Genomic DNA, 23,075 nt, shown 5'->3' on the forward strand with positions numbered 1-23,075 from the left:
ATGCGCTTTGTGTTTTACACCCACTCGGTCGTTTCCGACTGGAACCATGGCAATGCCCATTTCCTGCGCGGCGTCATGCGAGAGCTGGTCCAGCGCCGGCATCAGGCTATTGCGCTGGAGCCGGCGAATGGCTGGAGCCGGTCGAATCTGCTGGCTGAGAAGGGGTCGTTCGCCATCGAACGCTTCCGCAAGGATTTTCCCGAACTGATGCCGGTGACCTACGATGCCGGATTTGATCACGAAGCCTGGATTGCCGAGGCCGACGTTGTGATCGTTCATGAGTGGACGGATCCGGAGCTCGTCGCACGTATTGGCCGTGCCCGGGCCGCCGGCGGCAACTTCATCCTTCTTTTTCACGACACCCACCACCGGGCCGTGTCTGCGACCGAGGCACTCTCGGCGCTCCGGCTGGAGCACTATGACGGCGTTCTCGCCTTTGGCGAAACCTTGCGCGAGAGCTATCTGCGCGCCGGCTGGGGCAAGCGCGTCTTCACTTGGCATGAAGCGGCGGACGATCGCCTGTTCAAGCCGCACCCGGAGATCCACCCCACCTCCGATCTGGTCTGGATCGGCAACTGGGGCGATGATGAGCGGACCGCCGAACTCAAGGAGTTTCTGATCGAGCCGGTGCACGATCTCGGCCTTGATGCCGCTGTTCACGGCGTACGCTACCCCAAGACCGCACTTGCGGATCTGGCCACCGCAGGACTGCGCTATGAGGGGTGGATCGCCAATGCCGACGTGCCGAAGGCCTTCGCCGCGCATCGTGTCACCGTTCACATCCCACGGCGCCCCTATCGCGAGAGGTTGCCCGGAATCCCGACGATCCGCATGTTCGAGGCACTCGCCTGCGGCATTCCGCTGATTTCAGCGCCATGGTCCGATGTCGAGCAGCTTTTCAGGCCCGGTGTCGACTTCCTGTTTGCCGAGAATGGCTCGCAAATGCGGCAACAGCTTCGGACGGTGTTGTCCGACGAGGACTTTGCGGCCTCCCTGGTGACCTCGGGTCTCGAGACCATCCGCTCGCGGCACACCTGCCGCCACCGCGTCGACGAGTTGCTCGGCGTGCTCACGCAATGCGCGAACCGACACACCGCCGTCCCGACAGCCGCAAAGGAAGCCGTCGCATGAAGATCGCATTCTATGGATCGAGCCTTTTGTCGTCCTACTGGAACGGTGCCGCGACGTACTATCGCGGTTTGCTCAAGGCACTTTCGCAATTGGGTTACGAGATCACGTTCTACGAACCCGATGTCTACGACCGGCAGAAGAACCGCGACATCGAAGCTCCCGACTGGTGCACTGTCGTCGTTTACGAGGCGACCCAGCATGCGCTGATGCAGGTCGCGGCACGTGCCGCCGGCGCCGACATCGTCGTCAAGGCGAGTGGCGTCGGTTTCGAAGACGAGGCGCTGCTTCGCGCCGTTCTCGACCACGCCCGCAGCGACGCGCTTGTCGTATTCTGGGACGTGGATGCGCCAGCCACGCTTGCCCAGTTGCGCGACGAGCCGGACCACCCGCTCCATCGTGCACTGCAGGAGATCGACCTCGTGCTGACCTATGGTGGCGGCGATCCCGTTGTCTGGGCCTATCGTGCCATGGGCGCCAAGGAGTGCGTGCCCATCTACAATGCGCTCGATCCCGAAACGCACCATCCGGTCGCCAGCAAAGCGCGTTTTGCCTGCGACCTGGCGTTCCTCGGAAACCGGCTGCCGGACCGTGAAGCGCGTGTCGAATCGTTTTTCCTCGATCCCGCCAGCCAGCTGCCGAAACAGCGTTTCCTGCTCGGAGGCTCGGGTTGGGGCGACAAGCCGCTCCCCACCAATGTAGGCTGGCTCGGCCATGTCGGCACCCGCGATCACAACGCCTTCAATGTCACCCCAAAAGCCGTGTTGAACATCAGCCGCGATAGCATGGCCGCCAACGGTTTTTCACCGGCCACGCGAGTGTTCGAGGCGGCTGGCGCCGGCGCCTGTCTCATCACGGATGCATGGCTGGGCGTGGAACTGTTCCTGAAACCAGGCGAGGAGATCCTGGTCGCGCGTGACGGCGGCGATGTCGCCGAAATAATGCGCTCGCTGACCCCCGGTCGGGCCAAGGCAATCGGCCAAGCCGCACTTCACCGCGTGCTGGCGGACCATACCTACGCGCTTCGGGCGGATGTGGCGGATGCCGTCTTCAAACGTCATTTCGAGCACGGGGCCGTGGAGGCAGCGGAATGACCAAGAAACTGGACATCGTCTTTCTCGGCCTGTCGCTGTCCTCATCGTGGGGAAACGGTCACGCCACCACTTTTCGAGGTCTTTTGAAAGGCTTGCACGGACTCGGTCACCACGTGACTTTTCTGGAGCGCAACGTGCCATGGTACGCCAATCACCGCGATCTGCGCGAACCGGAGTTCTGCGCCTTGCGCTACTACGAAACCACTGCGGAGCTGCAACGCGACTACGCACAGTGCCTGGAGCAGGCCGACATCATCGTCATCGGATCCTTTGTTCCAGAAGGACGCCAGGTCATCGACATCGTCGCCTCGCTTTGCAAGGGGCAGCTCTGCTTTTACGACATCGACACCCCGGTGACCCTGGCCAAGCTTTCAGCCGACGATTGCGATTATCTGAGTTCGCGGCAAATTCCGTATTTCGATGTCTATTTCTCCTTCACTGGCGGACCAACGCTCAACCATCTGGCGCAAGACTTCGGCGCGCGCCATGCCGAACCTCTCTATTGTTCGGTAGATCCAGAACGGCATCACCCGACAGGAGATCCGATCCGCTGGGATCTCGGCTATCTCGGCACCTACAGCATGGACCGGCAGACAACGCTGAACGCTCTGCTGCTCGAGCCCGCACGGCATATGCCGAACCTCCGTTTCGTCGTGGCCGGCTCCCAATATCCATCCGACATCATCTGGCCGGACAATGTCGAACGCATCGAACATTTGCCGCCAGCCGATCACGCCGCGTTCTATAGCCGTCAGCGCTACACGCTGAATGTCACACGCAGTTCCATGATCACCGCAGGATGGTCGCCCAGCGTGCGCCTGTTCGAAGCGGCGGCTTGCGGCACGCCCATCGTCAGCGACCACTGGCCAGGGCTCGACAGCTTCTTTCCCGCATCGGCGATCCACACCGCCGCGGAGACGGACGAAGTCATCGATATCCTCGTTGGCGAGTCCGAGCGCGCACGCCTGGCCATGGCCGGCCGGGCTCGCAAACTCGTCCTCGCTTCCCACACCGGTGGGGCCAGGGCTCGCGAATTCGTGGCGGCGCTGACCCAACCAAGGGCGACGGCCCTCGATCTCGACATTGGAAGTGCAGCATGAACGGCAGACAGGAGAAAACAGCGATGCGACAGACAAGAAAGGCGCACAGGGCAAAGACGGTGCTTGTTGCCGGCGGCGCGGGTTTCCTCGGTTCGCATCTTTGCGAAGTATTGCTCCGCAACGGCTGGCGCGTGATCTGCGTCGACAATTTTCTGACCGGGCGCATGGAAAACATCATCTCGATCATGGACCGGCCGGGTTTCCGGTTGATCGAGCAGGACATCTGCCGGCCACTGGATCTCGGCGAGCCCGTGGATCACATCTTCAACCTGGCCTGCGCCGCCTCACCGCCGCGTTATCAGGCCGACCCGATACACACCACGCGTACCTGCGTGATCGGAACCCTCAACCTGCTCGAACTCGCTGTCCGCAATGACGCGCGACTGCTGCAGGCCTCGACGAGCGAAGTGTATGGCGATCCGGAACAACACCCGCAAAGGGAGGACTACGTCGGTCATGTGAACTGCACCGGCCCACGCGCCTGCTACGACGAGGGCAAGCGCACCGCCGAAACGCTTTGCTTCGACTATCTAAGGGCCGGCAAGGCCGACGTCCGCGTCGCGCGCATCTTCAACACCTACGGTCCGAGAATGGATCCGGCCGACGGTCGCATCGTCTCGAATTTGATCATGCAGGCGCTCGAGAAGCGTCCGCTGACGATATTCGGCGACGGCCAGCAAACGCGATCCTTCTGCTATGTCTCCGACTTGATTGATGGATTGATGCGCCTGATGAACATCGACCCCAATCCGGGCAAGCCGGTCAATCTGGGCAATCCCGGAGAATTCACCATCGTGCGACTGGCGGCATTGGTGAAGGCGATGACCGGCACCAAGTCGGATCTGAAATTTCTGCCCCTGCCGCAAGACGATCCTCGGCGCAGGCAGCCTGATATTACGCGTGCGAAAACGCTGCTCGGCTGGTCGCCGAGAGTGCCGCTCAACGAAGGGCTCAAGCTGACGATCGATTATTTCGCGGCGCTCGAAGGCACCGGCATCGGCGATCAGATGACAGGCCTTGCCAAAAGGAGACCCGCAGGCGGGCTGCAGAACCTTCCTGCATGACGTGGGCCGCGGCCGGACCTGCCCGGAGATCGTGCGGAACATCCATCCAACCTTGTAGTTTGGCGGGAGGGACCCGATACGGAGGATCATCCTCATGCAACCCAAGCGACCCGCGAAGGATGTCGACAAGATTGCCGAACGCGAGGCGGCTGCCTATTTGCGGCGCTCCTCGATCACCTATCTCGAGTGCTGCGTCAGCTTGATGATGACGCATCTGCAGCGCGAGGAAGTGGCCGCTATTCTTGAGCAGGAAGCAGACATGCTGCGAAGGCTGGATTGATCGAAACGTTACACCTGAGATTCGTCCAGGAATCGTATCAGCCCCGCCCTGTATCGGTCTGCCGTCCCGGCCAGCCTTGCTTTTTCCTGGCCATTTTCGGATTGCGCAGCCGTGCTCCAGAGCCCGATTTGGAACGCCAAATAGCAGGGTTCGAAAAAATCGATGTGGCCATTGTCAATATCGAGCCCCATCCCCTCGACCAATGTCGTCACATCGCTGTCGGACAGTCCATATTCGACACAGGCGCCGGCAATGTCCCACTCTATCGGCTGGCAGCCAATCAAATCGTGTGCCCGGCAATGGTCGACGGCATCTGTCTTGACCACCGTGCCATCGGCACAAACGAGAAACTCCCACGCGTGAAGCTTTCCGTCGATTTCCACCCGCTGCAGAACATGCGCAGGGGTTTTTTTCGAGAGCCAATGGCGCAACGTCGCCGCTCGGTTCTCGCCCAGGGCTTCAGATGTATTGGAAACAGCCATTTCCGCGAGTGCGAGCAATGATGCACCCGGTTCGCAGGTTCGGAGATTGAGCGCCCGCCAGGCTAGATAGCGCGTCAACTCCGCGACCAGCCTTCCTCTGGGCAGCGGCGCCTGGTCCATCGTGGTGCCGTCAATCCACCGTTCGACCAGAAAGCCGTGGCAAAGCCCGACCACTTGCGATCCGAACCCGGCTTTCCCCAACATTTCCGCGGCTCGTCTCTTACGCCGTCCGGTTTCGCCGAGGCCTGCGAATTTGACGAGCCAGCGACCACACCCCGCGGACGCCAGGAATTTACGCCGCTCGATGCCGCGCGGGCTCGGCGGCCAATGCTTTTCGTCGACGTAGTGGACGCTCCTCCATTCGCCACCAGACAGTTCGGTCAGGCGTAATTCGGGGCTGCCGACCGCCTCGGCCACCCATTCGCTAAGCGTGGGAATGTTCGAGCTTTCGGGGAAGGTGCATTCGAGCGCCGTCGCCACATGTTTCGGACAGCGCGACCATGTCTCCCTGGCCTCCCGTGACGCTTCGATGCCCGGGTTGCCAGGATGGCTGGGAAACAGGTGAATGCGGTCCATACCAATACCCAGTTCCCGCAGCCACGCGACGACGGCGTGCATCGAACTGCCGGACAGACCGGGACCTTCGTCTACAACGGCGAAGCGTGCCGATGGATTGTTCTTCCAGGAAGCGATCGAGCGCGAATCGGCATTGATGTGCCTGCGGAAAGGATGGCCGACCGGACGAACGCTGAACGGCGCCGGCGCGCCAATCGCGGCAGCCACTATGGCGGCAAGCCCCAGGCCGATGCTGCGGATGCCGATCACGCATGTGTTCGCATCGAGACCTGACTCCTGCGCCGCTCCCAAATAGCTTTCGGGATAAAGCGCGTAATGCGCGTAACCCTCGGCAGAACCGGTCAGAACCTCAGCCTCGCAATCCAACCCGTCCAGCAGTTGGAGAAGTCCCGGCTCGATGCCACCGCCCACGGCGAAACCGCTTCGCCACGACTTCGCCACCTCGGCCGCAAGACCAACCAGCAATCTCGCGCCTTGCTGTTGCCGCGGCGAAAAGATGTCGATGCCGCTGGTCTCGAAATCGACATCGGCAAGCGCCCGAACCAGTTCCGATACGCTGATGAATAGTCCAACCAACGCGGCATGGCGTCGGAGGCCACGAGCCATGCGGTCCAGACTTTGAGCAATCTCGCTGGCAGCTTCGCGAAGCCGTTCTGCGCTCTGCCTCCGCTTCTGGTCGCCGTAAACGATCATCGATCGGTTTTCCAATGCTTTGCCTTGCGGCAACGCAGCGAGCGCTGCTTCGATCCATGCTGTCTTGCGCAATTTTTCGGCAGGCCAAGGAACATTCCGGCACGCTGGTGGTTCGGCGGCAGGAACTTACCTTTGAACAGCATAGGGCGGCAGTTTCGTGGGATCGAAAAAGGTTCGTGTCGGTATCGTCGGGGTCGGCAATTGCGCATCCTCCCTGGTGCAGGGCCTCTCCTATTATCGTCACGCAAAAAGCAACGAACCAATCCCAGGGCTGATGCATGCCGACCTCGGCGGTTACCATGTCGACGACATCGAGATTGTCTGCGCATTCGACGTCGCCAGGAGCAAGGTTGGCCTCGACGTCGCTGAAGCAATCTACGCCGCCCCGAACAACACGTTCCGCTTTGCCGATGCGGCGGCAAACGGCGTTCGCGTCGAGCGCGGACCGACACTTGACGGCATCGGAAAATACTTGCGCGACGAAATCGAGGAGGCGCCGGAGCCGGTTGCCGACGTCAGCGAAATCCTGCGCAACAGCGGCGCCGACGTGCTGGTCTCTTACCTGCCGGTGGGCTCCGAGGAGGCGACGCGCTTCTACGCCGAATGCGCGCTTGAGGCCGGCTGCGCCTTCGTCAACTGCATACCCGTTTTCATCGCCTCACGTCCGGAATGGCGCCGGCGCTTCGAGCAGCGAGGGCTGCCGCTGGTCGGCGATGATGTCAAGAGCCAGGTCGGGGCGACCATCGTTCACCGCCTGCTGGCCAATCTCTTCCGCGAGCGCGGCGTGCGCATCGATCGCACTTATCAGCTGAATTTCGGCGGCAACACCGACTTCCTCAACATGCTGGAACGCGAGCGGCTGGAATCAAAGAAAATTTCCAAGACCCAGTCCGTGGCCAGCCAGTTCGATGTTCCCCTGGAGCCGGGCAATATTCATGTCGGACCCAGCGACCACGTACCGTGGCTGACTGATCGCAAATGGGCCTATATCCGAGTGGAAGGGACGACCTTCGGCGGCGTGCCGCTCAACGCCGAGCTCAAGCTGGAAGTCTGGGATTCTCCAAATTCAGCCGGCGTGGTGATCGATGCGATACGCTGCGCCAAGCTTGCGCTCGATCGCGGCATAGCGGGAGCACTGACCGGTCCCTGCAGCTATTTCATGAAGTCGCCTCCCGAACAGTTCACCGACGCCGAAGCGCGGCAGCGCACGCTCGCCTTCATCGCCGGCAAGGACGAGCCTTTGCTGGATGCCGCGGAATGACGACAACGTTCTTTTTGATCCGTCATGCAGCGCACGACAATGTCGGCTCCTATCTTGCAGGACGGATGGATGGCGTTTGCCTTGGCGAGGCTGGGAAGGCGCAGGCCGCGCATCTTGGTGGCCGCATGGCCCGGGAGCCGATTGAAGCCATCTTGTGCAGCCCGCGTGAGCGTACGCAAGAGACGGCCGTGCCGATCGCGCTTGCCTGCGGCGTCGGTGAAATCGCGATCTGCGCCGAACTCGACGAGATCGATTTCGGCGATTGGTCGGGAAAGACCTTCGACGAGTTGAATGGCGATGCCGGTTGGCGGGCGTGGAACGACCAGCGGCAGGAGGCCAGGACACCGAGCGGCGAGACCATGCTGGATGTGCAGGAGCGGATCGTCGCACTGATGAACGCAGTGCGCGAGCGGCATCCGAACCAGTGTGTCGCCCTGGTCAGCCACGCCGACGTCATCAAGGCCGCCGTCTGCAAGGTGCTTGGCTTGCCGGTCGGCGACTGCTTCCGCTTCGACATCGATCCAGCCTCGATCACGACGATCGTGTCGGGTGACTGGGGCTCCAAGCTCCTGCGAATGAACGAAGCTGCCTGACGAGGACTTTCCGGATGCAGATGGTCATTTTCGGTCTCACCGTTACATCATCATGGGGCAACGGCCATGCCACGCTCTGGCGCGGTCTGATCCGCGCCCTGGGTCGGCTGGGATGGTCCATCACCTTCTTCGAACGCGATACCCCCTACTATGCCGGGACGCGTGATCTCGATCGGCTCGATGGCGGCAACGTCGTCATTTATCCGGACTGGGAGGACATCCGTCGCGTTGCGGAGCGGGCAATGAAGCAAGCGGATGTCGTCGTCGTCACTTCCTACTGTGCCGACGCCGTGGAGGCCTCGCGGCTGGCGCAGCAGACAGGTCGCGGATTGCGTGTCTTCTACGATCTCGACACTCCGGTCACGCTTGCCCGCATCGAGCAAGGCGAGCGTCCGCCCTATTTCGGACCTGAGGGTCTCGCCGATTTCGACCTCGTTTTGAGTTACACCGGCGGCTCTGCGATCGAGGCGCTTAAGTCGGTTTTGGGCGCGCGTCACGTGGTGCCGCTCTATGGGCATGTCGATCCCGACCAACACCGGCCGGCAGAGAAGCGGGCCGAATTCGCCGGTGATCTGTCCTATCTCGGAACTTACGCGGCGGATCGCCAGGCCGGCGTCGAAAAGCTGCTGGTCCGCCCGGCCGCGCGCCTGCCTGACCACCGTTTCATCATTGGCGGCGCGCAATATCCGCAGGAATTCCCATGGAGCGACAACATCTTCTTTGTCAGGCATCTTCCGCCAGCCGACCATCCGGCTTTCTTCTCATCATCTCGCCTGACACTGAACGTCACCCGGGAGGCGATGGCGCAAAAGGGCTGGTGCCCGTCGGGACGGCTCTTCGAAGCGGCCGCGTGTGGGGCTGCCATCGTCACCGATGCATGGCCGGGCCTGACCGAATTTTTCGAACCCGGCCGCGAAATCTTGTTGGCGCATGACACCGATGATGTGGTCGCCGCATTGCGATTGCCGGAGCGCGAGCTCGACGGCATTCGAAGGCGTGCCCGCGACCGGGTCTTGGGCGAACACACTTCGGCACGGCGCGCGGCGGAACTGGATCGCATCCTGAACGAGGCCTTTCAAAGATCTCCCGGCGAACCGATGAGGGAAGCGGTCTGATGTTGGGCATCGTACCCGCTGCCGGGCGCGGCAGCCGCATTCAGCCGCTCGGCTTCTCGAAAGAGCTGCTGCCGGTCGGTAGCCGGATCGATGGACAGACCGAGCGTCCATGCGCCGTGAGCGAGTATCTGGTACGGCGCATGGTGCAGGCCGGCGTCGACAAGATTTGCTTCATCATCGGATCGGGCAAATCCGACATCCTTGAATACTACGCCGCCGGCTACGGTGACGCGGCGGCTCTCTTCGTGGTGCAGCCGAACCCCGTCGGTCTGTGCGATGCGATCTTCCGGGCGGCGCCCCTCGTCGCGCCCGACGAGGTCGTCCTGGTCGGCCTTCCCGATACGATCTGGTTTCCCGAGGACGGTTTCCGCCATTTGCCCGACGATCAGCTCTCATTTCTGCTTTTCCCGGTGGATCAGCCGGAATTCTTCGACGCCGTCGTCACCGACGTCCACGAGCGCGTGATCGAAATCCAGGTCAAGCGACAGGATGCCGCCACGAACTGGGTCTGGGGTGCGTTCAAGATGCCGGGCCATATCCTGCATCAGCTTGCGGCACTCTGGCGTGAGCGCGAGCGCAGTGACGAATATATCGGCACTTTGGTCAACGCCTATATTGCGGCCGGCGGTACAGCTTTTGGTGTCAGGGCTGGGTCGGACTATGTCGATGTCGGCACTTTCAACGGCTATCGAACAGCTCTGCGGTTGCTTGAAAACGACGCCTCATCCGCGCAGCGCCGGCCCACCATGATCATGCCCGGCGCGCAGTCGCATGTACCCGTCGTTCCTGGCGAAGGAGCCTGAGCCATGCTGCATTCCCATGCCGAAATCCGCCGCCGCATCGATGCGCTCGGCCCATGGTTCCACAACATGGAACTTGCCGGCGTCCAAACCGCTCCCAACCATTTTCTGGGCAACTACCCGCTGATCAAATGGCGCAAATTTGCCAATGCCATTCCCGCTGATCTGAGGGGCAAGGCCGTACTCGATATCGGCTGCAATGCAGGATTTTACTCCATCGAGATGAAACGGCGAGGTGCTGACCGTGTCCTCGGCATCGATTTCGATGACGCCTACCTGGCGCAGGCTCGCTTTGCCGCCGAGGTTGCCGATTGCGAGATCGAATTCCAGAAGCTTTCGGTCTACGACGTCGGCTCGCTGCGCGAGACGTTCGATGTCGTGCTGTTCATGGGGGTGCTTTACCATTTGCGCCACCCCTTGCTCGCGCTCGACCTGATCCGCGAACATGTCGCCCGTGACCTGATGATCTTCCAGTCCATGCAGCGCGGCAGCGCGGATCTGCCCGAGTTGGAAGAAAACTATCATTTCTGGACGCATGACCTGTTCGACCAGCCGCAGTTTCCCAAGCTGCATTTTATCGAGCACCGCTATGCCGACGATCCCACCAACTGGTGGATTCCAAACCGCGCCTGCACCGAAGCGATGCTGCGCAGCGCCGGTTTCGAGATCGTTCTGCACCCCGAGCAGGAGGTCTATTTCTGCCGCGCAGCCGGGGACCCGGCCGGCGGCGGCGCCATCTACCCCTCGAAAGGACAGCTCCATGATTGAAGCCGCCATGATCTGGAACGAGCCCAACAACAAATCGCATTGGGACCCAGAGCTCGATCCCGATTGGAGCCGCTTTGCCAGGATGGCGATCTTGTCGGCTGACGCAATCGCGTCGGAGAACCCGTCTTTGACGAAAGTACTCGGTGGCATCTCGCCGATAGATCCGGGCTTTATCACCCGCATGAAGGAATTCGGCGTGCTGGACCATGTCGATGCCGTCGCCGTGCACGGCTTTCCGCTCGACTGGAACCTGTGGCAGATCCACGAATGGCCACAGAAGATCGGCGAGATCGCGACCGTCACCAACCTTCCCATCTGGGTCAGCGAAGTCGGCGTATCGACCTTCGGCGCGGAAGAGATCCAGGTCTGGGGGCTCAAGCGCACCGCCGAGTTGCTGATTGGCAACGCACCACGTATCCAGTGGTACAGCCTCTACGATCTTCCGCGCGAATGGGAAGCAACGACGCGGCATCGCGAGGCGGAGGGCTCTTCTTACTATCGACATTTCCACATGGGGCTGCTGCGCCAGGACGGCACGCCAAAACCAGCGCTGGAGGAGTTCCTGCGCTACTCGCCCGCAATGGGGCTGGTGCAGTGGTTTCATTTCGAGGACCCCCGGCTGGACGATGCTGTCGCCTGGATGAAGCGGCTGGGCGTCACCAATATGCGCACGGGGCTTTCCTGGGCAGACAGCTTCCGACCGAACGCGCTGGACTGGTTCGACCGGCAGATGGAGGCACTCGCCGATTTCGACGTGACGGTCACCTTTTGTTTTACACCGGAGCATCGGGGAATGATGCCCCACCACACCAGCCCGCCACTGGTGCCGGAGGAGTTCGCGGAATTCTGCGCAACCATGATCCGCCGCTATGCGCCCGGCATGGCGTCCAATTCGCTCCCGACGCGGCGGGCCTCGGCAGCGTGAAATGTCATGCTACCGATGCATCAGACGCCCGACACATTGGACGAATTAGCGGCACCATCGACAGGTGGTGCGGCGTACGGGACCGAGGCCCAACCAGCCGCGGCGCTCACTGTCCTCAATGTCGCCTACCCTCTCGCACCCGTCGGACCCGATGCTGTCGGCGGTGCCGAACAGGTTCTGTCGATGCTCGATCGGGCGCTGGTTCGCGCCGGCCACCGCTCTATCGTCATTGGCTGCCGCGGCTCCAGCGCGAGCGGTACCCTTGTGGAAATGCCGGCTGAAAACGGCGTGCTCGACGAGGCGGCGAAGAGCCGCGCGCAGCAGGCTCATCGCAAAGCGATCGCCGCTGCCCGCGCCCGATGGCCGATCGATGTGGTTCATCTGCACGGCATCGATTTTCATGCCTATCTGCCCGACGATGGTCCGACCCTGGTGAGCCTCCACCTGCCCTTGGACTGGTATCCGGCCGAGGCTCTGCGACCGACGCGCGACGACCTGTGGCTCCATGCGGTCTCGCCCACCCAGCAGCAAACGGCGCCACCAGGGGCCAGACTGGTGGCGCCGATTCCCAACGGCGTTGACATCGAAGCACTGAGCCTGGTGCAGCCGAAGCGAGACTTTGCCCTGGTTCTCAGCCGGGTCTGCCCGGAAAAGGGCATTCACCTGGCCCTGGACGCGGCCAAACAGGCGGGCGTGCCCCTGGTCATCGGCGGCAAGGTCTACCCTACGAAACACATACGCGCTACTTTCGCGACGAGGTCCAATCCCGTCTTGATGCTCGCCGCAGCTTCTTGGGCCCGCTCGGTTTTAACGCCAAGAGGCGCTTTCTCAACGCAGCCCGCTGTCTGGTCATTCCAAGCCTCGCCGCCGAGACAAGCTCGCTTGTCGCCATGGAGGCCCTCGCCTGCGGTACCCCGGTGGTCGCATTCCCGAATGGTGCGCTTGCGGATGTAATCGAGCACGGCAGGACGGGCTTTCTCGTCAATACAGTCGACGAGATGGCCCAAGCCATTCTTGCGGCGCCCAGCCTGGACGCCGAGGCGTGCCGGGTGGAGGCGCGACGGCGGTTTTCGCTGGAACGGATGATCTCGTCGTATATGGCTGCCTATCAGGCGCTGGCACAACTTGGCACAGATTGCCGGCGCTTCGCTGCGGCACCGTGAGAAAAGCAGTGTTGCGCAGTGAAATCATCGATGACCCCGTAAAATTCGATGCCTTGACGCCGCACTGGTGGAAACTGTGGGAGCAGAGTTCCTGTGCGACGCCGTTCCAATCCCCCGCCTGGCTGGTGCCATGGTGGCGCGCATTCGCACCCGGTGAACTGGCGACAGTCGCGGTCTGGCGTGGCGGCGATCTGGTCGGGCTGGCGCCACTCTATCTCGAGCATGGAACGGCCGGTTCGAAGCTGCTTCCGGTCGGTATTTCGCTCAGCGATTATCTGGACATCCTGGCTGTCCGGGATATCGAGGCGGCGGTCGTGTCCACAATTGCCGAAACGATCTGCTCGGTCGGGTGGTCACAATGGATATTGTCTGATCTGCCGCAAAACAGTGCCGGTCTTACGATCGCGCATCCCGGTTTAACGGTCGAGAGGCCGGTAATTCATGCAGCCTGCCCCGTGCTTGCTGTTGCCGGCGACGACACGTTGGCCGGCTGCGTTCCCGCTCGGCGCAGGCGCCAGTTGCGCCGGGCGCGCCAAGCGGCGTCCAGACGCGGCCGGCTCGCGTTGGCGTCAGCCCGGGGCGATCAGAACTTCCTGAACCAATTGATCCGCCTGCACCATGCACGCTGGGTTGGACATGGAGGTGGTGTATTGGCCAACCCCGCCGTGCAGCACTTCCATGGGCTTTCACTTCCCTTGCTCGATGCTCACGGTCTGGTCCGATGCTGGTTGCTCGCGATCGATGGCACGACTGTCGCCGCCTATTACGGATTTCACCACCGCGGCCGCGCCTATGCCTATCTCGGCGGCCTCGATCCTGCTTATGCCGAGGAGAGCCCAGGGGCGATCCTGATCGGCCACGCGATCGCGGAGTCGATCCGCGAGGATGCGCGCGAGTTCGACTTCCTGCGCGGCCAGGAGGCCTACAAATACGGCTGGGGCGCCGTTGACAGGTGGACGATGCGGAGGATCTGGACGCGGAGTTGATGTCATGAGTGTGCACGCGCAGCGCCGGACATCGGTCAGACGGGCGGTCGAAGATTGCATGGCCGATGGTGCCTGCGCCGAAGCTGTTCTCGTCAGGCTGGCGCTTCACCTGCCGCCCACAATTGAAGCGGCGGAATTGGCGGAGTTCGTGCTGAAAGTCCGTCCGGCGGATACCGGCGATGCTGAAAGACTGCGAAAGGTCGCTGGACTGCTGCGCCACAGACCGGGCGTCCTTGCCACTTTGCGAGCGACAGGCGGCGCCGTTCGGCATGAACGCGGTAACGGCGAGACGGATATTGCCGTCGTCACGCGGCTGGCCTCGAGTTTTGATGCCGCGGCAGCAATTTCGACAGCCGCAAGTGTCCAGTTAGGATCCCTTGGCGATGACGAGCGGCTGACAGCCATGACCGACGAAATCGTTGAATGGCTCGAGGCGCGAGAATTCACCGGAATTGAACGAGACATTCTCGACATCGGTTGCGGCATCGGACGTTTCGAGCGCGCGCTGTCCAATTCCTTCAAGCGGATGGTCGGCATCGACATATCATCGCGGATGATCTCTATCGCCTCCGAGCAATGCGCAGCGCTCGGCAATGTCGAACTGCGCCAAACCTCCGGTCTCGATCTGGCCGACTTCGACGACGACAGTTTCGATTGCGTGTTGGCGGTCGACAGCTTTCCCTACCTGGTCCTGGCCGGCATGGCTGAGCGGCTTTTCGATGAAATTGCGCGCGTTCTCAAACGGCCGGGCCGGCTCGCATTGCTCAACTATTCTTATCGCGGATCGCTTTCTTTGGACCGGGCCGACATCGGCCGTCTTGCGCAAGCTCACCAATTGCGGGTCGTCATCGACGGCGAGAAGCCGTTTGGGTCATGGGATGGCGACGCCTTCCTGCTTGCTGGGTGAGACGGAACATTACAGCGCGATGCCGGTTCGGGCGTCGGCACCGATCGGTGTCCTGGATTCGAAGGAGGAGATCATGGCATCCGGCGGCAAAAAGCATTTCGGCCAAGGCAGCCAAGGCAAAGGTGCCGGCGCCGGCGCAATGACCACCTTGGACAAGGACAAGATCGAAGAAAACGCGGTTTTGTCCAACCGCGACAGGAAGCAACATAGCCGAGAGCGCGGGCTGGACGGCAATCGAAGCAAGTCCGATCAATTTCAGGATCACGCCGCAAACCGGTTGCTGAAGGACTGACGCCACCGCGCCGCGTCTTGCCGCGGCACGGAGGAAAACTGTGCAAGGGCCGCCGGTGAGCCTCTCGGCGGTCGACAACGCCTTGTAGTGCCGAGCGCTCATCATCAGACTTGGATCTAGGGATGCTATCAAGAGAACGTGATGTCTCATTCGAGCGACGATACCACGGATCTGCTTGTCGAGATGGCAGTGGATCAGGAGATTGCTTCCCTGCTGGCCGCCATAGAGCAGGAAAAGATACCAGACCGCCTATCCAAGCTGGCGATCCAATTGCAAAATGCTCTCGTCGAGAAGCGTCGGCGAGACGTGAAGAGCTGATTATCTGCGGCTGTCGACCTCTATATCGAGCTGACCATCCGACAGCTGATTTCGCCTTTCTATCAATGTCTGCAACGAGCTCTCCCCGAGTAGCTCAAGGATGTTGGCGCGGGCACGGTTCAGCCGGCTCTTGACCGTCCCTACCGCGCAGCCGCAGATTTCGGCGGTTTCCTCGTAGCCCACTCCTAAAACGCCGATCAGCATCAGCACCTCGCGCTGATGTTCGGGCAGCTTTTGGATGGCGCCGTGAACTTCCTTGCTCTGAACGGTCCATTCCTGGGTAGCTTCCGAAATCGGTCTCGAAGACGCGCAGTCGAGAAGGCCTGGCGCTTCCCGTGCAGCGATCTTGATCCGGGTGTAGTAGGTGTTGCGCATGATGGTGAAGAGCCACGACTTCATGCGTGTACCAGGTTCGAACTTGTCGATGTTGGCGAGCCCTTTGGTCAACGTTTCCTGCACCAGATCGTCGGCATCGTCTGGAACGCGGCAGAAGGTGCGCGCGAAAGCCCGCAGGGCAGGTATCAGATCAACGATGGAAACGTCATTGGTTTGTTGGTCGGCCAAGAGATAGCCTCCGGATGACAATGGTCCAGCTCCCAGAAGAAAGAGTGAATGAACGAAGCCAGAGCTAAATGCATGGAAGTTTGGTTCGTTCCCGCCGTTGGAAACAACTCTTCGAAAATTCCACCGGGCGCGAACACGCCGACTACGGTCTTCCCCCAACCACGCCCACTTCAAAGGAACGAAACACCATGCCGAGCTTCATTCCCGGGAAGTCTCGCCGGTGCGTTTGGCTGTGCAGGGCATGGACCGAGTCGTGCGGCTGGTAACGCGCAAACCACTGCTGACAAACCTATTGGCGAACCACGTGGCGAACTCGGCTACCATCGATACATAGCGATAATGGTTGGCCGGAGACATGTTAGAGTCATTAATTTTGTTAACTTATTGGCGCGGGTGAAATCCAGCAATCGGTCGTAGTTGCCGGGCGGTCGGCCAACGAACATGCTCGTCCAGCACTTGCTCTATTCTGCCCTCCGATCGGGCTAAGCCGATGAAATACCGGGTTGATTCACCCCTCACGACGTCGCCGAACGGCATGCTGTCGCGTACAATCTGCAGCTGCTCTCCGAAGCTGGCTGTTGCGGTGCTGTGCAACTCGCTTTGGCGAAGATCACGGATGACGATCAGCGCTTGAGTGAGCGCCCGAACCGGTCCTCGATCCGCGACTGAAGGAACTCGAGCCCCATCGAGAGCAGCCAATAGATCATCGAGGCGGTGATGAGCATCTCGATGTGGCGGAACTCGGTCTGGCCCTGCGTGCGTGCGAGATACATGATCTCCCAGACCCCGACCACCGAGACCAGCGAAGAATCCTTCAGCATCGCAATGAACTGGTTGCCGGTCGGCGGCACGATGACGCGCATCGCCTGCGGCAGGATGACCAGGAACATCGTCTGGTTAGCGCTAAGGCCGAGTGCCGTAGCACCCTCGGTCTGGCCGCGCGAGATGCTTTCGATGCCGGCCCGGAAGATCTCGGTCATGTACGCGCCGTAGCAGAGCGACAGCGCCATGATGCCAGCCGGCACGGCGCCGATCACGTAGCCAATCTGCGGCAGGCCGAGATAGATGATGTAGATCTGCATCAGCAACGGCAAGCCACGAAACAGAGAGGTATAGAAGGTCGCCAAGCCATAGACCACGCCGTTGCGGGAAAGTTTGGCGATGGCGCCAACGAAGGCGATGAGGGTGGCGATGGCGATCGAAATGGCCGAAATGTAGAGGGTCGTCACCACACCCTTCGAGACGAGGAAGCCGATCTTCTTGGCGATGAACGCGAAGGACAGGTCGAAGGAATAGAAAAACAACATTAGCAACACGAACAGCTCTATCCAAACTGCCACAATCTGCTGTTTGCGGCTGAGATACCGCAGCGCGTTCCAGTTCGCCACCAAGATCAATGCGATCAGCACCGCCGAGACCGCCCGCCCGACGTCCGGGTTGGCGGCGAGCCACTCGACCGACCCCGGAACGAGCTTGCCGAGCCAACTGGCTTTGATGCCGAGCCCATACAGGCCGGCGGCGATGGCGGCGAGCACGAAGAACACGCCAACGCGGCGCGCCGCGTCCGGGTGGTTGAGCAATAGTCGGCCGATCACGTCTTCGATCTCCCTGCGGTCAGCGGGCCCGCTCGCGCCACCAATCCTGCGCCTGCAGCTTCCAGTAGGTGAGTTGCGCAACTGCAAGTCCAGCCGGGCCGCCCGCCCAGGCAAGGCCGAATGGTGCAAACAGCCGGTAACGGTCCGATTGTCCCAGTATGGCTTCGGCGATCAACTTGCCGGCGATCGCCGTGGTGTTGATGCCATGGCCACCAAAAGCCGTGAGGTACCAGACGCCCGGCTGCAACGGGCCTATCTGGGGCATCATGTGCCGGGCATAAGACATGAGCCCGGACCAGGCGAGTTCGGTCTTGAGGTGTTCGAGCTGCGGATAAGTGGTGACCATCTCACGGCGCAATTGCCTCGCCAACACGCCCGATGAGGCTGCCCGGGTGGTAATGCGCCCTCCCCAGAGCAGCCGCCTGCCGCCTTCGACAACACGGTAATAATCGCCTGCGCGACGGTTATCGCCGACGGCGTCGGTCGTCGTAATCGCCTTGGCGATGAGGTCAGGCGCCTCCTCGCTCACCATAACGTAAGTGGCGATAGGCAGGAATGCCCGCTGCAGCAGGCCGACCAGTGGGCCCGTATATCCGCCGGTGGCAACTACGGCCTGGCGGGCGCGCACTTCGCCGCTGTCGGTACGCAAGATCTTTTCGGCGCCGTCAAGGTTGGCTTCAACGGCAGCCGTTCTCTCGTATATCCTGCCGCCCAGCCGCTCGATCTCGCCAGCAACGGCGCGCAGATAGTTAAGCGGATGCATGTGGAAGGCGCTGGGATCGCGCAGGCCTTGGTGGTAGCGATCCGAATGCAGCACCGCTCGCACCTGGTCGCGATCGAGATAGTCGAGCCGGTAGTCGAAATCCCGCGCCAGTTGCTCGGCATATGCCTTGAGCACGGCGCCGCCATCGTGGCGAAGCACGCTCAATATACCGGAGCGCGGCTCTGCCGCCTTGACGTCGAGATCGCGGATCGTCTGCCGCACGATGTCGACGCCTTCGATGGACAGGCGGTGCAGTTTTTGTGCCGCGTCGACGCCGGCCATCGCGGCGATGTTGTCGGTGCCGGTGGCGAAACCGGGATTAACGAAGCCGCCATTGCGACCGGAAGCGCCGAATCCTATCCGCTGCGCCTCAAGCACGACGACCTGCTGGCCGGCGCGAGCCAGCTGCAACGCCGTCGTCAGGCCGGCCAGTCCGCCGCCGACAACGACTGTCTCGCACTCGGAAACGCCGCTCAGCGGCGGTCTGATGGTGTTGTCGGCAAGCGTGCGTCGGTAATATGTGTCAGGACATGTCATGATCAATATGATGAGGTGGCGGCACTAGAGCATTTTGCAGGCAGGCGGAGCCGCCCGGTGTCGTGGAAATGCGGCTGAAACAAAACAGATGGAGCGGGATGTTCAATTGAATGCACCCCGCTCAAGCTTTATCCACGATGCCTCTCAGTCAGAGCTGTAATCCTTGCCGTACCACTTGGTGGTCAGTTTCGCGAGGGTACCGTCCTTCTTCATCTCGTCGAGAATGCCGCCGATCTTGGCATTCCACTCGGCATCACCTTTTTCCGCGATCACCACCAGTGGCTCACGGAAGGCATAGCCGCCTTCCAGGACACGCAACGGGTAGCCGTTCTTTATCGCGTTCTGAGCCGTCTGTTCTGGTGCGATGACCGCGTTGAGGCGCACGCCGTCGCCGAGCCTCAAATCGTCGAACGGCAGCATTGAGTCAGCGAAAGTCCTGATCTCACCGGGCTCCAGCTTGTATTCGATGGGCGGCAGGCCGGGAGCATCGATCTCGAGTTGTCTACGGATGAAATCCTCCGACGTGGTGGCGGTCTCGACGCCGATGATCTTGCCGTTCAGGTCGGCGACCGATTTGGCCGGGCTGTCCTTGTGAACCACGTAAACGTAGGGGCTATAATAATAGATGCCTTCGAAATCGATCACCTTGGCGCGCGCTTTGGTCGGCGTCACCGAGCCGACACCCAGATCGTAACGTCCCTGCCAATGGCCGCCCGTCATCGTCGCCCAGTCCGGCGTATCGAAACTGACCTCGACACCGAGGCGCCTTGCGATCTCTTTCGAGACATCTATGTCGAAGCCGACCAACTGATTGCTGTCGTCGAGGAAACTCTGCGGCGGCCAACCGCTGTTTGTGGCGACCACCATTGCCTTCTTCGAGGTAACCCGGTTGATGGTTTCACCCGCCGAGGCCGCAGACGCGAACGCGAGCGTGGTAGTGGCCAAGGCCAGCCACGCGATCAATTTCCTCACTTGAACCTCCCTCTTCATCGTCATTCAGACATATGCTTCCCAGAGCGCGCTCCCGTAGAGAAACAGCAATTGAGAGCGCGGCATGAGATCGATCTCATATCAGCACACATATCGACGAGGGGATCAAGTCCTTTTTCAAGTAGCCAGTTGTCCTCCGGGGGCGCAAAGCATCGGCACCCGCACGGTGCGGCGGAACCCGCGTTTGATGTGATGCGCGTGACTTTCAAGACAGAGGAAACGAAGATCTACTTCAACCTATCACATCATTGCCAGATGGGCGGCACAGGATGGCTTGCTGTCTACGAGTTTCCGATGTTCCGGTTAAGCATGGGTGCGCGGCACACCGGCAGCAGCACCAGCAGGATGATGGCGGAGTCGACCCAGAGGACCCTGTTCACGCCCATCGTGTCGACGATCTGACTGGTCGCTAGGGTACCCACGGAGATGGCAAGATTGAAAGTGAAGCAGTAGATGGCCGTCGCGGTCTCCGCGCTTTCTGGTGCTGCACTCAGCACCCACGTCTGCAGCGTGATGGGCGCCGCGCCATACGCGAAGCCCCACACCAGCAGCAGGATGGTTCCTGTGAGCGGCGTGACCCCGAGCAACGGGAAGAGAGCCAGCGTGGCGCCGAGCCCAATGACGATGCAGGCCAATGTGCGACCGACGGATTTGGCGGCCCAGACGCCTGCGACGGCGTTGCCAATCATTCCGAGAATGCCATACCCCAACAGTAACCAACCTATGCTCCCTGCAGTGACGCCCGAGACCTCCAGCAACACCGGGCTCACGAAAGTGTAGGCACCGTAGTGGGCAGCCACCAGCAGTGCGGTCGCAACCACGCCCGACAGGAGGGCGGGATTGCGCAATTGCGCACGCAGGGCTTTCACCTCCACAGGCTGCGCCGCCTCCAGCTTCGGAAGCACAAGCAGGGCGGCGAGCAGTATGGCAAAGCTCAGGCCGGCGAGAGACCAGAACGCGCCGCGCCAGCCGACTAGATCACCGATGATCGTGCCGGCCGGCACGCCCAGCACCGCAGCGGCACTTACACCGCCGAAGACAATAGTCATGGCGCGCGGCACGGACGGTCCAGGAACAAGTCGTACTGCGATGCTCCCGGCTATCGCCCAAAAGCCACCGATGGTGATCCCGACGAGCAGCCTGGACGCGAGCAGCACGGGAAAGTTCGTTGCGAGCGCTGAAATCACGCTCGCCGCAGCCATTACAGCGAGCAGGCCCGCCATCAGAATACGCCGGTCGAGCCTCCCCACTGCCAACGGCAAACCGATAGAAGCGAACGCCGCAATTACGCCGGGTATCGTCACCGTGAGACCGCCACTCCCAATAGAGACATTCAACTCGGAAGAAATTGCCGGAATCAGCCCCACAGGGAGTTGCTCCGCAGTGATCATCGAAAAAATACCCAGCGATACAGTGAGCACGGAGAGCCACATGCGAAAAGTGGCTCCCTGTTTCTCCCGAAGGGCTGCTTTGGTCAGAGACATGATCACCTCCAGCCCGCGAGAAGGCACTCGACGCCAACGTTTCGGGCAAACGTTAGAGAGACGGATCGGGCAATTGATCCCGGCCTGGTTTCAGATAATCTGTCCACTGCGGATTGATAATCGAGGGAGATATGGATGGTGAATTCACGAAACGTGAATGAAAGAGGTGATTGCAGTTGGACCGGCTGACCAGCATGACCGTGTTTGCCAACGTCGTCGGTGAAGGCAGCTTCGCTGGAGCGGCCAAGCGGATGCGACTATCGCCAGCGGCCGTGAGCAAACATGTCCAGATGCTGGAAGAGTGGCTTGGCGCACGCCTTCTCAACCGGACGACCCGGCGCATAAGCCTGACAGAGCTCGGCGCCTCCGTCTACGAGCGCAGTCTGCGCATAATCGAGGATGTCGAGGAAGTTCGTACGAGCGCGGCCGAGAGCAAGACACGTCCCACCGGCTCACTGCGTGTCAGCGCGCCGATCTCCTTCGGCGCGATGCACCTTGGGAGAGTCGTTGCAGAATATCTCGCGGTCTACCCGGAGGTGTCGGTTGAGTTGGTGTTGGACGACCGTGTGGTTGACATCGTGGAAGAGGGCCTGGATGTCGCGGTACGCATCGCTCCACTCACGGTTTCCAATCTGGTTGCTCGCCGAATCGCGCCTTCACGCGAGGTGGTCTGCGCTTCGCGCGATTATCTGGACAGACGCGGGCGTCCCACAAAGCCGTCGGATCTCCACGACCATGATTGTCTGGACTACGCGTTGCGCGCCAGCCGCGGAAAATGGCGGTTCGACGGACCAAAGGGGGAAGTGGCGGTAAAAATCACTGCACGGATGACGGCAACGAACGGGCAGCTCCTGCGCGATGCGGCGCTGGGTGGAGCAGGCATAGTACTTTGCCCCACTTTCCTTGTTGGAGAAGCCATTCGTTCGGGCCAACTGGAGACAGTGATGCCCCAGTTCAAGCCGGTAAGCCGGTCGATCTACGCGATGTACCCGTCAAGAAGGCATCTTTCCGCCAAAGTTCAAAGCTTCGTGACGCTTCTCGCCGCCCACTTTGGTGAGAACCCACCTTGGGACAACTTTGGACCATGACGACTGGAATGTTGAGCCCAGAGGCCGCGCGCACTTGCACGGCCTTACTGTGCATGGGACCAGCACCCAGGGCCAAGGGGCGGTGCATATCGAGCCGTCCAGCACCTTTTCGAGACTGAAGCATCCGCTATTTGCCGACGGTCATTCGCTGAGGCTCAATCCACCGCCCATGCTAAGCGCCGCCACAGCGCAAGTTGTAGCATCTGCGGTGTCTCTGGTTCTCTGCGGCCACCGGCGGAACGGGTTGTAAGCAGGCGTTCCTCCAGCGTCAAGCTTGGAGAACATACCATGGATGACGAGCTGCGCCTGAAGTTACAAGAGCTGAGCCAAAGCATGCAAACGCGAGCGGCCGAACTTTCGACGCTCGGCGGCAGCGCAGACATAAGTACGGTGATGTCGGGGATCGCCGTCGCTCTGGAGGCGCTACTGGTGATTGCCGAAGAGATGAAAACGTCACGTTCCGGCCCTTCGGTCCTGCCCGACGCTACATGAACATCTCCGATCGTTTG

24 protein-coding genes and 1 pseudogene are annotated in these 23,075 nt (G+C 61.2%); 19 read left to right on the forward strand and 6 right to left on the reverse strand.

All coding sequences use genetic code 11. The features are described from left to right. From NLY44_RS13755 to NLY44_RS13775, 5 genes are all read left to right on the forward strand, one after another. Positions 1-1,131: a CgeB family protein gene (locus NLY44_RS13755; protein WP_023696369.1), complete on the forward strand. Its 1,131-nt coding sequence runs from the start codon at positions 1-3 to the stop codon at positions 1,129-1,131. Further along, positions 1,128-2,222 carry a CgeB family protein gene (locus NLY44_RS13760; protein ID WP_023667985.1) on the forward strand — a complete coding sequence of 365 codons (1,095 nt, stop codon included), beginning with the start codon at positions 1,128-1,130 and terminating at the stop codon, positions 2,220-2,222. Before NLY44_RS13755 ends, NLY44_RS13760 begins: the two co-directional genes overlap by 4 nt. Next, a complete protein-coding gene (locus NLY44_RS13765) occupies positions 2,219-3,322 on the forward strand; it encodes a CgeB family protein (RefSeq protein ID WP_023804820.1) in 1,104 nt (367 codons plus the stop codon). The genes NLY44_RS13760 and NLY44_RS13765 overlap by 4 nt, the downstream gene beginning before the upstream one ends. 23 nt (positions 3,323-3,345) lie before the next feature. Continuing rightward, positions 3,346-4,386, forward strand: coding sequence for a UDP-glucuronic acid decarboxylase family protein (locus NLY44_RS13770; RefSeq protein WP_023744467.1), 1,041 nt, complete (start codon positions 3,346-3,348; stop codon positions 4,384-4,386). A gap of 94 nt (positions 4,387-4,480) precedes the next feature. Continuing rightward, on the forward strand, positions 4,481-4,666 hold the full coding sequence (locus NLY44_RS13775; protein ID WP_023667982.1) for a hypothetical protein: 186 nt from the start codon (positions 4,481-4,483) through the stop codon (positions 4,664-4,666). 8 nt (positions 4,667-4,674) lie between these two features. Here NLY44_RS13775 and NLY44_RS13780 read toward each other — a convergent pair whose 3' ends face one another. After that, entirely contained in the window at positions 4,675-6,489 is a 1,815-nt protein-coding gene (locus NLY44_RS13780; protein WP_023804818.1) for a hypothetical protein, read from the reverse strand. 85 nt (positions 6,490-6,574) lie between these two features. Here NLY44_RS13780 and NLY44_RS13785 point away from each other — a divergent pair, with 85 nt between their 5' ends. The 12 genes and pseudogenes from NLY44_RS13785 (at position 6,575) to NLY44_RS13840 (ending at position 15,545) form a co-directional block, all read left to right on the forward strand. Beyond that, the gene (locus tag NLY44_RS13785) at positions 6,575-7,678 is read left to right on the forward strand and encodes an inositol-3-phosphate synthase (RefSeq protein ID WP_031201443.1); all 1,104 of its coding nucleotides are present in this window, start codon (positions 6,575-6,577) and stop codon (positions 7,676-7,678) included. Further along, positions 7,675-8,271 (forward strand): histidine phosphatase family protein, encoded by a 597-nt coding sequence (locus tag NLY44_RS13790; protein WP_023667978.1) that lies wholly within the window; start codon positions 7,675-7,677, stop codon positions 8,269-8,271. The genes NLY44_RS13785 and NLY44_RS13790 overlap by 4 nt, the downstream gene beginning before the upstream one ends. A 14-nt stretch (positions 8,272-8,285) precedes the next feature. Further along, on the forward strand, positions 8,286-9,386 hold the full coding sequence (locus tag NLY44_RS13795; protein WP_023667977.1) for a CgeB family protein: 1,101 nt from the start codon (positions 8,286-8,288) through the stop codon (positions 9,384-9,386). Continuing rightward, the gene (locus NLY44_RS13800; RefSeq protein ID WP_023667976.1) at positions 9,386-10,189 is read left to right on the forward strand and encodes a sugar phosphate nucleotidyltransferase; all 804 of its coding nucleotides are present in this window, start codon (positions 9,386-9,388) and stop codon (positions 10,187-10,189) included. Before NLY44_RS13795 ends, NLY44_RS13800 begins: the two co-directional genes overlap by 1 nt. Positions 10,190-10,192: 3 nt before the next feature. Beyond that, complete coding sequence (locus NLY44_RS13805; RefSeq protein WP_023667975.1) at positions 10,193-10,954, forward strand: TIGR04290 family methyltransferase; 762 nt, start codon at positions 10,193-10,195, stop codon at positions 10,952-10,954. After that, positions 10,947-11,879: a glycoside hydrolase 5 family protein gene (locus tag NLY44_RS13810; RefSeq protein ID WP_023687790.1), complete on the forward strand. Its 933-nt coding sequence runs from the start codon at positions 10,947-10,949 to the stop codon at positions 11,877-11,879. The genes NLY44_RS13805 and NLY44_RS13810 overlap by 8 nt, the downstream gene beginning before the upstream one ends. A gap of 183 nt (positions 11,880-12,062) precedes the next feature. Then, a pseudogene (locus NLY44_RS13815) lies at positions 12,063-12,404 on the forward strand (glycosyltransferase family 4 protein); the annotation flags it as partial. Positions 12,405-12,670: 266 nt separating this feature from the next. Then, the gene (locus NLY44_RS13820; RefSeq protein ID WP_286457439.1) at positions 12,671-13,042 is read left to right on the forward strand and encodes a glycosyltransferase; all 372 of its coding nucleotides are present in this window, start codon (positions 12,671-12,673) and stop codon (positions 13,040-13,042) included. An 8-nt stretch (positions 13,043-13,050) separates the two neighbouring features. After that, positions 13,051-14,028 (forward strand): GNAT family N-acetyltransferase, encoded by a 978-nt coding sequence (locus tag NLY44_RS13825; protein ID WP_245262552.1) that lies wholly within the window; start codon positions 13,051-13,053, stop codon positions 14,026-14,028. 4 nt (positions 14,029-14,032) lie between these two features. Next, entirely contained in the window at positions 14,033-14,935 is a 903-nt protein-coding gene (locus NLY44_RS13830; RefSeq protein WP_023691450.1) for a class I SAM-dependent methyltransferase, read from the forward strand. Between the two features lie 73 nt (positions 14,936-15,008). Beyond that, entirely contained in the window at positions 15,009-15,227 is a 219-nt protein-coding gene (locus tag NLY44_RS13835; protein WP_031196937.1) for a hypothetical protein, read from the forward strand. 141 nt (positions 15,228-15,368) lie between these two features. Continuing rightward, positions 15,369-15,545, forward strand: a complete 177-nt coding sequence (locus NLY44_RS13840; protein WP_023667969.1) for a hypothetical protein — start codon at positions 15,369-15,371, stop codon at positions 15,543-15,545. On the opposite strand, the gene NLY44_RS13845 is transcribed toward NLY44_RS13840, so the two are convergent. The 5 genes from NLY44_RS13845 to NLY44_RS13870 form a co-directional block, all read right to left on the reverse strand. Next, entirely contained in the window at positions 15,546-16,109 is a 564-nt protein-coding gene (locus NLY44_RS13845; RefSeq protein ID WP_023667968.1) for a sigma-70 family RNA polymerase sigma factor, read from the reverse strand. A gap of 623 nt (positions 16,110-16,732) precedes the next feature. Beyond that, entirely contained in the window at positions 16,733-17,704 is a 972-nt protein-coding gene (locus tag NLY44_RS13855) for an amino acid ABC transporter permease (protein WP_023687785.1), read from the reverse strand. 19 nt (positions 17,705-17,723) lie between these two features. After that, complete coding sequence (locus tag NLY44_RS13860) at positions 17,724-19,004, reverse strand: NAD(P)/FAD-dependent oxidoreductase (protein WP_023804813.1); 1,281 nt, start codon at positions 19,002-19,004, stop codon at positions 17,724-17,726. Positions 19,005-19,148: 144 nt separating this feature from the next. Further along, entirely contained in the window at positions 19,149-19,976 is an 828-nt protein-coding gene (locus NLY44_RS13865; RefSeq protein ID WP_023691453.1) for a transporter substrate-binding domain-containing protein, read from the reverse strand. 299 nt (positions 19,977-20,275) lie between these two features. Further along, positions 20,276-21,478 carry an MFS transporter gene (locus tag NLY44_RS13870; RefSeq protein WP_023714681.1) on the reverse strand — a complete coding sequence of 401 codons (1,203 nt, stop codon included), beginning with the start codon at positions 21,476-21,478 and terminating at the stop codon, positions 20,276-20,278. 176 nt (positions 21,479-21,654) lie between these two features. Between NLY44_RS13870 and NLY44_RS13875 the strand changes: the two genes are divergently transcribed. Continuing rightward, a complete protein-coding gene (locus NLY44_RS13875) occupies positions 21,655-22,566 on the forward strand; it encodes a LysR family transcriptional regulator (RefSeq protein ID WP_023691455.1) in 912 nt (303 codons plus the stop codon). A 288-nt stretch (positions 22,567-22,854) separates the two neighbouring features. Then, positions 22,855-23,058 (forward strand): hypothetical protein, encoded by a 204-nt coding sequence (locus NLY44_RS13880; protein WP_023804809.1) that lies wholly within the window; start codon positions 22,855-22,857, stop codon positions 23,056-23,058. The last annotated feature ends 17 nt before the right edge of the window (positions 23,059-23,075 follow it).

The organism is Mesorhizobium sp. C089B (assembly GCF_030323125.1).
Lineage (GTDB): Bacteria > Pseudomonadota > Alphaproteobacteria > Rhizobiales > Rhizobiaceae > Mesorhizobium.

What these genes read in the sequence shown, in the direction of transcription:
- NLY44_RS13795 (WP_023667977.1), top strand. Translation starts at nt 8,286, where the DNA reads ATGCAGATGGTCATTTTCGGTCTCACCGTTACATCATCATGGGGCAAC.
- NLY44_RS13810 (WP_023687790.1), top strand. Translation starts at nt 10,947, where the DNA reads ATGATTGAAGCCGCCATGATCTGGAACGAGCCCAACAACAAATCGCAT.
- NLY44_RS13840 (WP_023667969.1), top strand. Translation starts at nt 15,369, where the DNA reads ATGTCTCATTCGAGCGACGATACCACGGATCTGCTTGTCGAGATGGCA.
- NLY44_RS13765 (WP_023804820.1), top strand. Translation starts at nt 2,219, where the DNA reads ATGACCAAGAAACTGGACATCGTCTTTCTCGGCCTGTCGCTGTCCTCA.
- NLY44_RS13790 (WP_023667978.1), top strand. Translation starts at nt 7,675, where the DNA reads ATGACGACAACGTTCTTTTTGATCCGTCATGCAGCGCACGACAATGTC.
- NLY44_RS13860 (WP_023804813.1), bottom strand. Translation starts at nt 19,004, where the DNA reads ATGACATGTCCTGACACATATTACCGACGCACGCTTGCCGACAACACC.
- NLY44_RS13770 (WP_023744467.1), top strand. Translation starts at nt 3,346, where the DNA reads ATGCGACAGACAAGAAAGGCGCACAGGGCAAAGACGGTGCTTGTTGCC.
- NLY44_RS13775 (WP_023667982.1), top strand. Translation starts at nt 4,481, where the DNA reads ATGCAACCCAAGCGACCCGCGAAGGATGTCGACAAGATTGCCGAACGC.
- NLY44_RS13760 (WP_023667985.1), top strand. Translation starts at nt 1,128, where the DNA reads ATGAAGATCGCATTCTATGGATCGAGCCTTTTGTCGTCCTACTGGAAC.
- NLY44_RS13755 (WP_023696369.1), top strand. Translation starts at nt 1, where the DNA reads ATGCGCTTTGTGTTTTACACCCACTCGGTCGTTTCCGACTGGAACCAT.
- NLY44_RS13805 (WP_023667975.1), top strand. Translation starts at nt 10,193, where the DNA reads ATGCTGCATTCCCATGCCGAAATCCGCCGCCGCATCGATGCGCTCGGC.
- NLY44_RS13800 (WP_023667976.1), top strand. Translation starts at nt 9,386, where the DNA reads ATGTTGGGCATCGTACCCGCTGCCGGGCGCGGCAGCCGCATTCAGCCG.
- NLY44_RS13870 (WP_023714681.1), bottom strand. Translation starts at nt 21,478, where the DNA reads ATGTCTCTGACCAAAGCAGCCCTTCGGGAGAAACAGGGAGCCACTTTT.
- NLY44_RS13835 (WP_031196937.1), top strand. Translation starts at nt 15,009, where the DNA reads ATGGCATCCGGCGGCAAAAAGCATTTCGGCCAAGGCAGCCAAGGCAAA.
- NLY44_RS13830 (WP_023691450.1), top strand. Translation starts at nt 14,033, where the DNA reads ATGAGTGTGCACGCGCAGCGCCGGACATCGGTCAGACGGGCGGTCGAA.
- NLY44_RS13880 (WP_023804809.1), top strand. Translation starts at nt 22,855, where the DNA reads ATGGATGACGAGCTGCGCCTGAAGTTACAAGAGCTGAGCCAAAGCATG.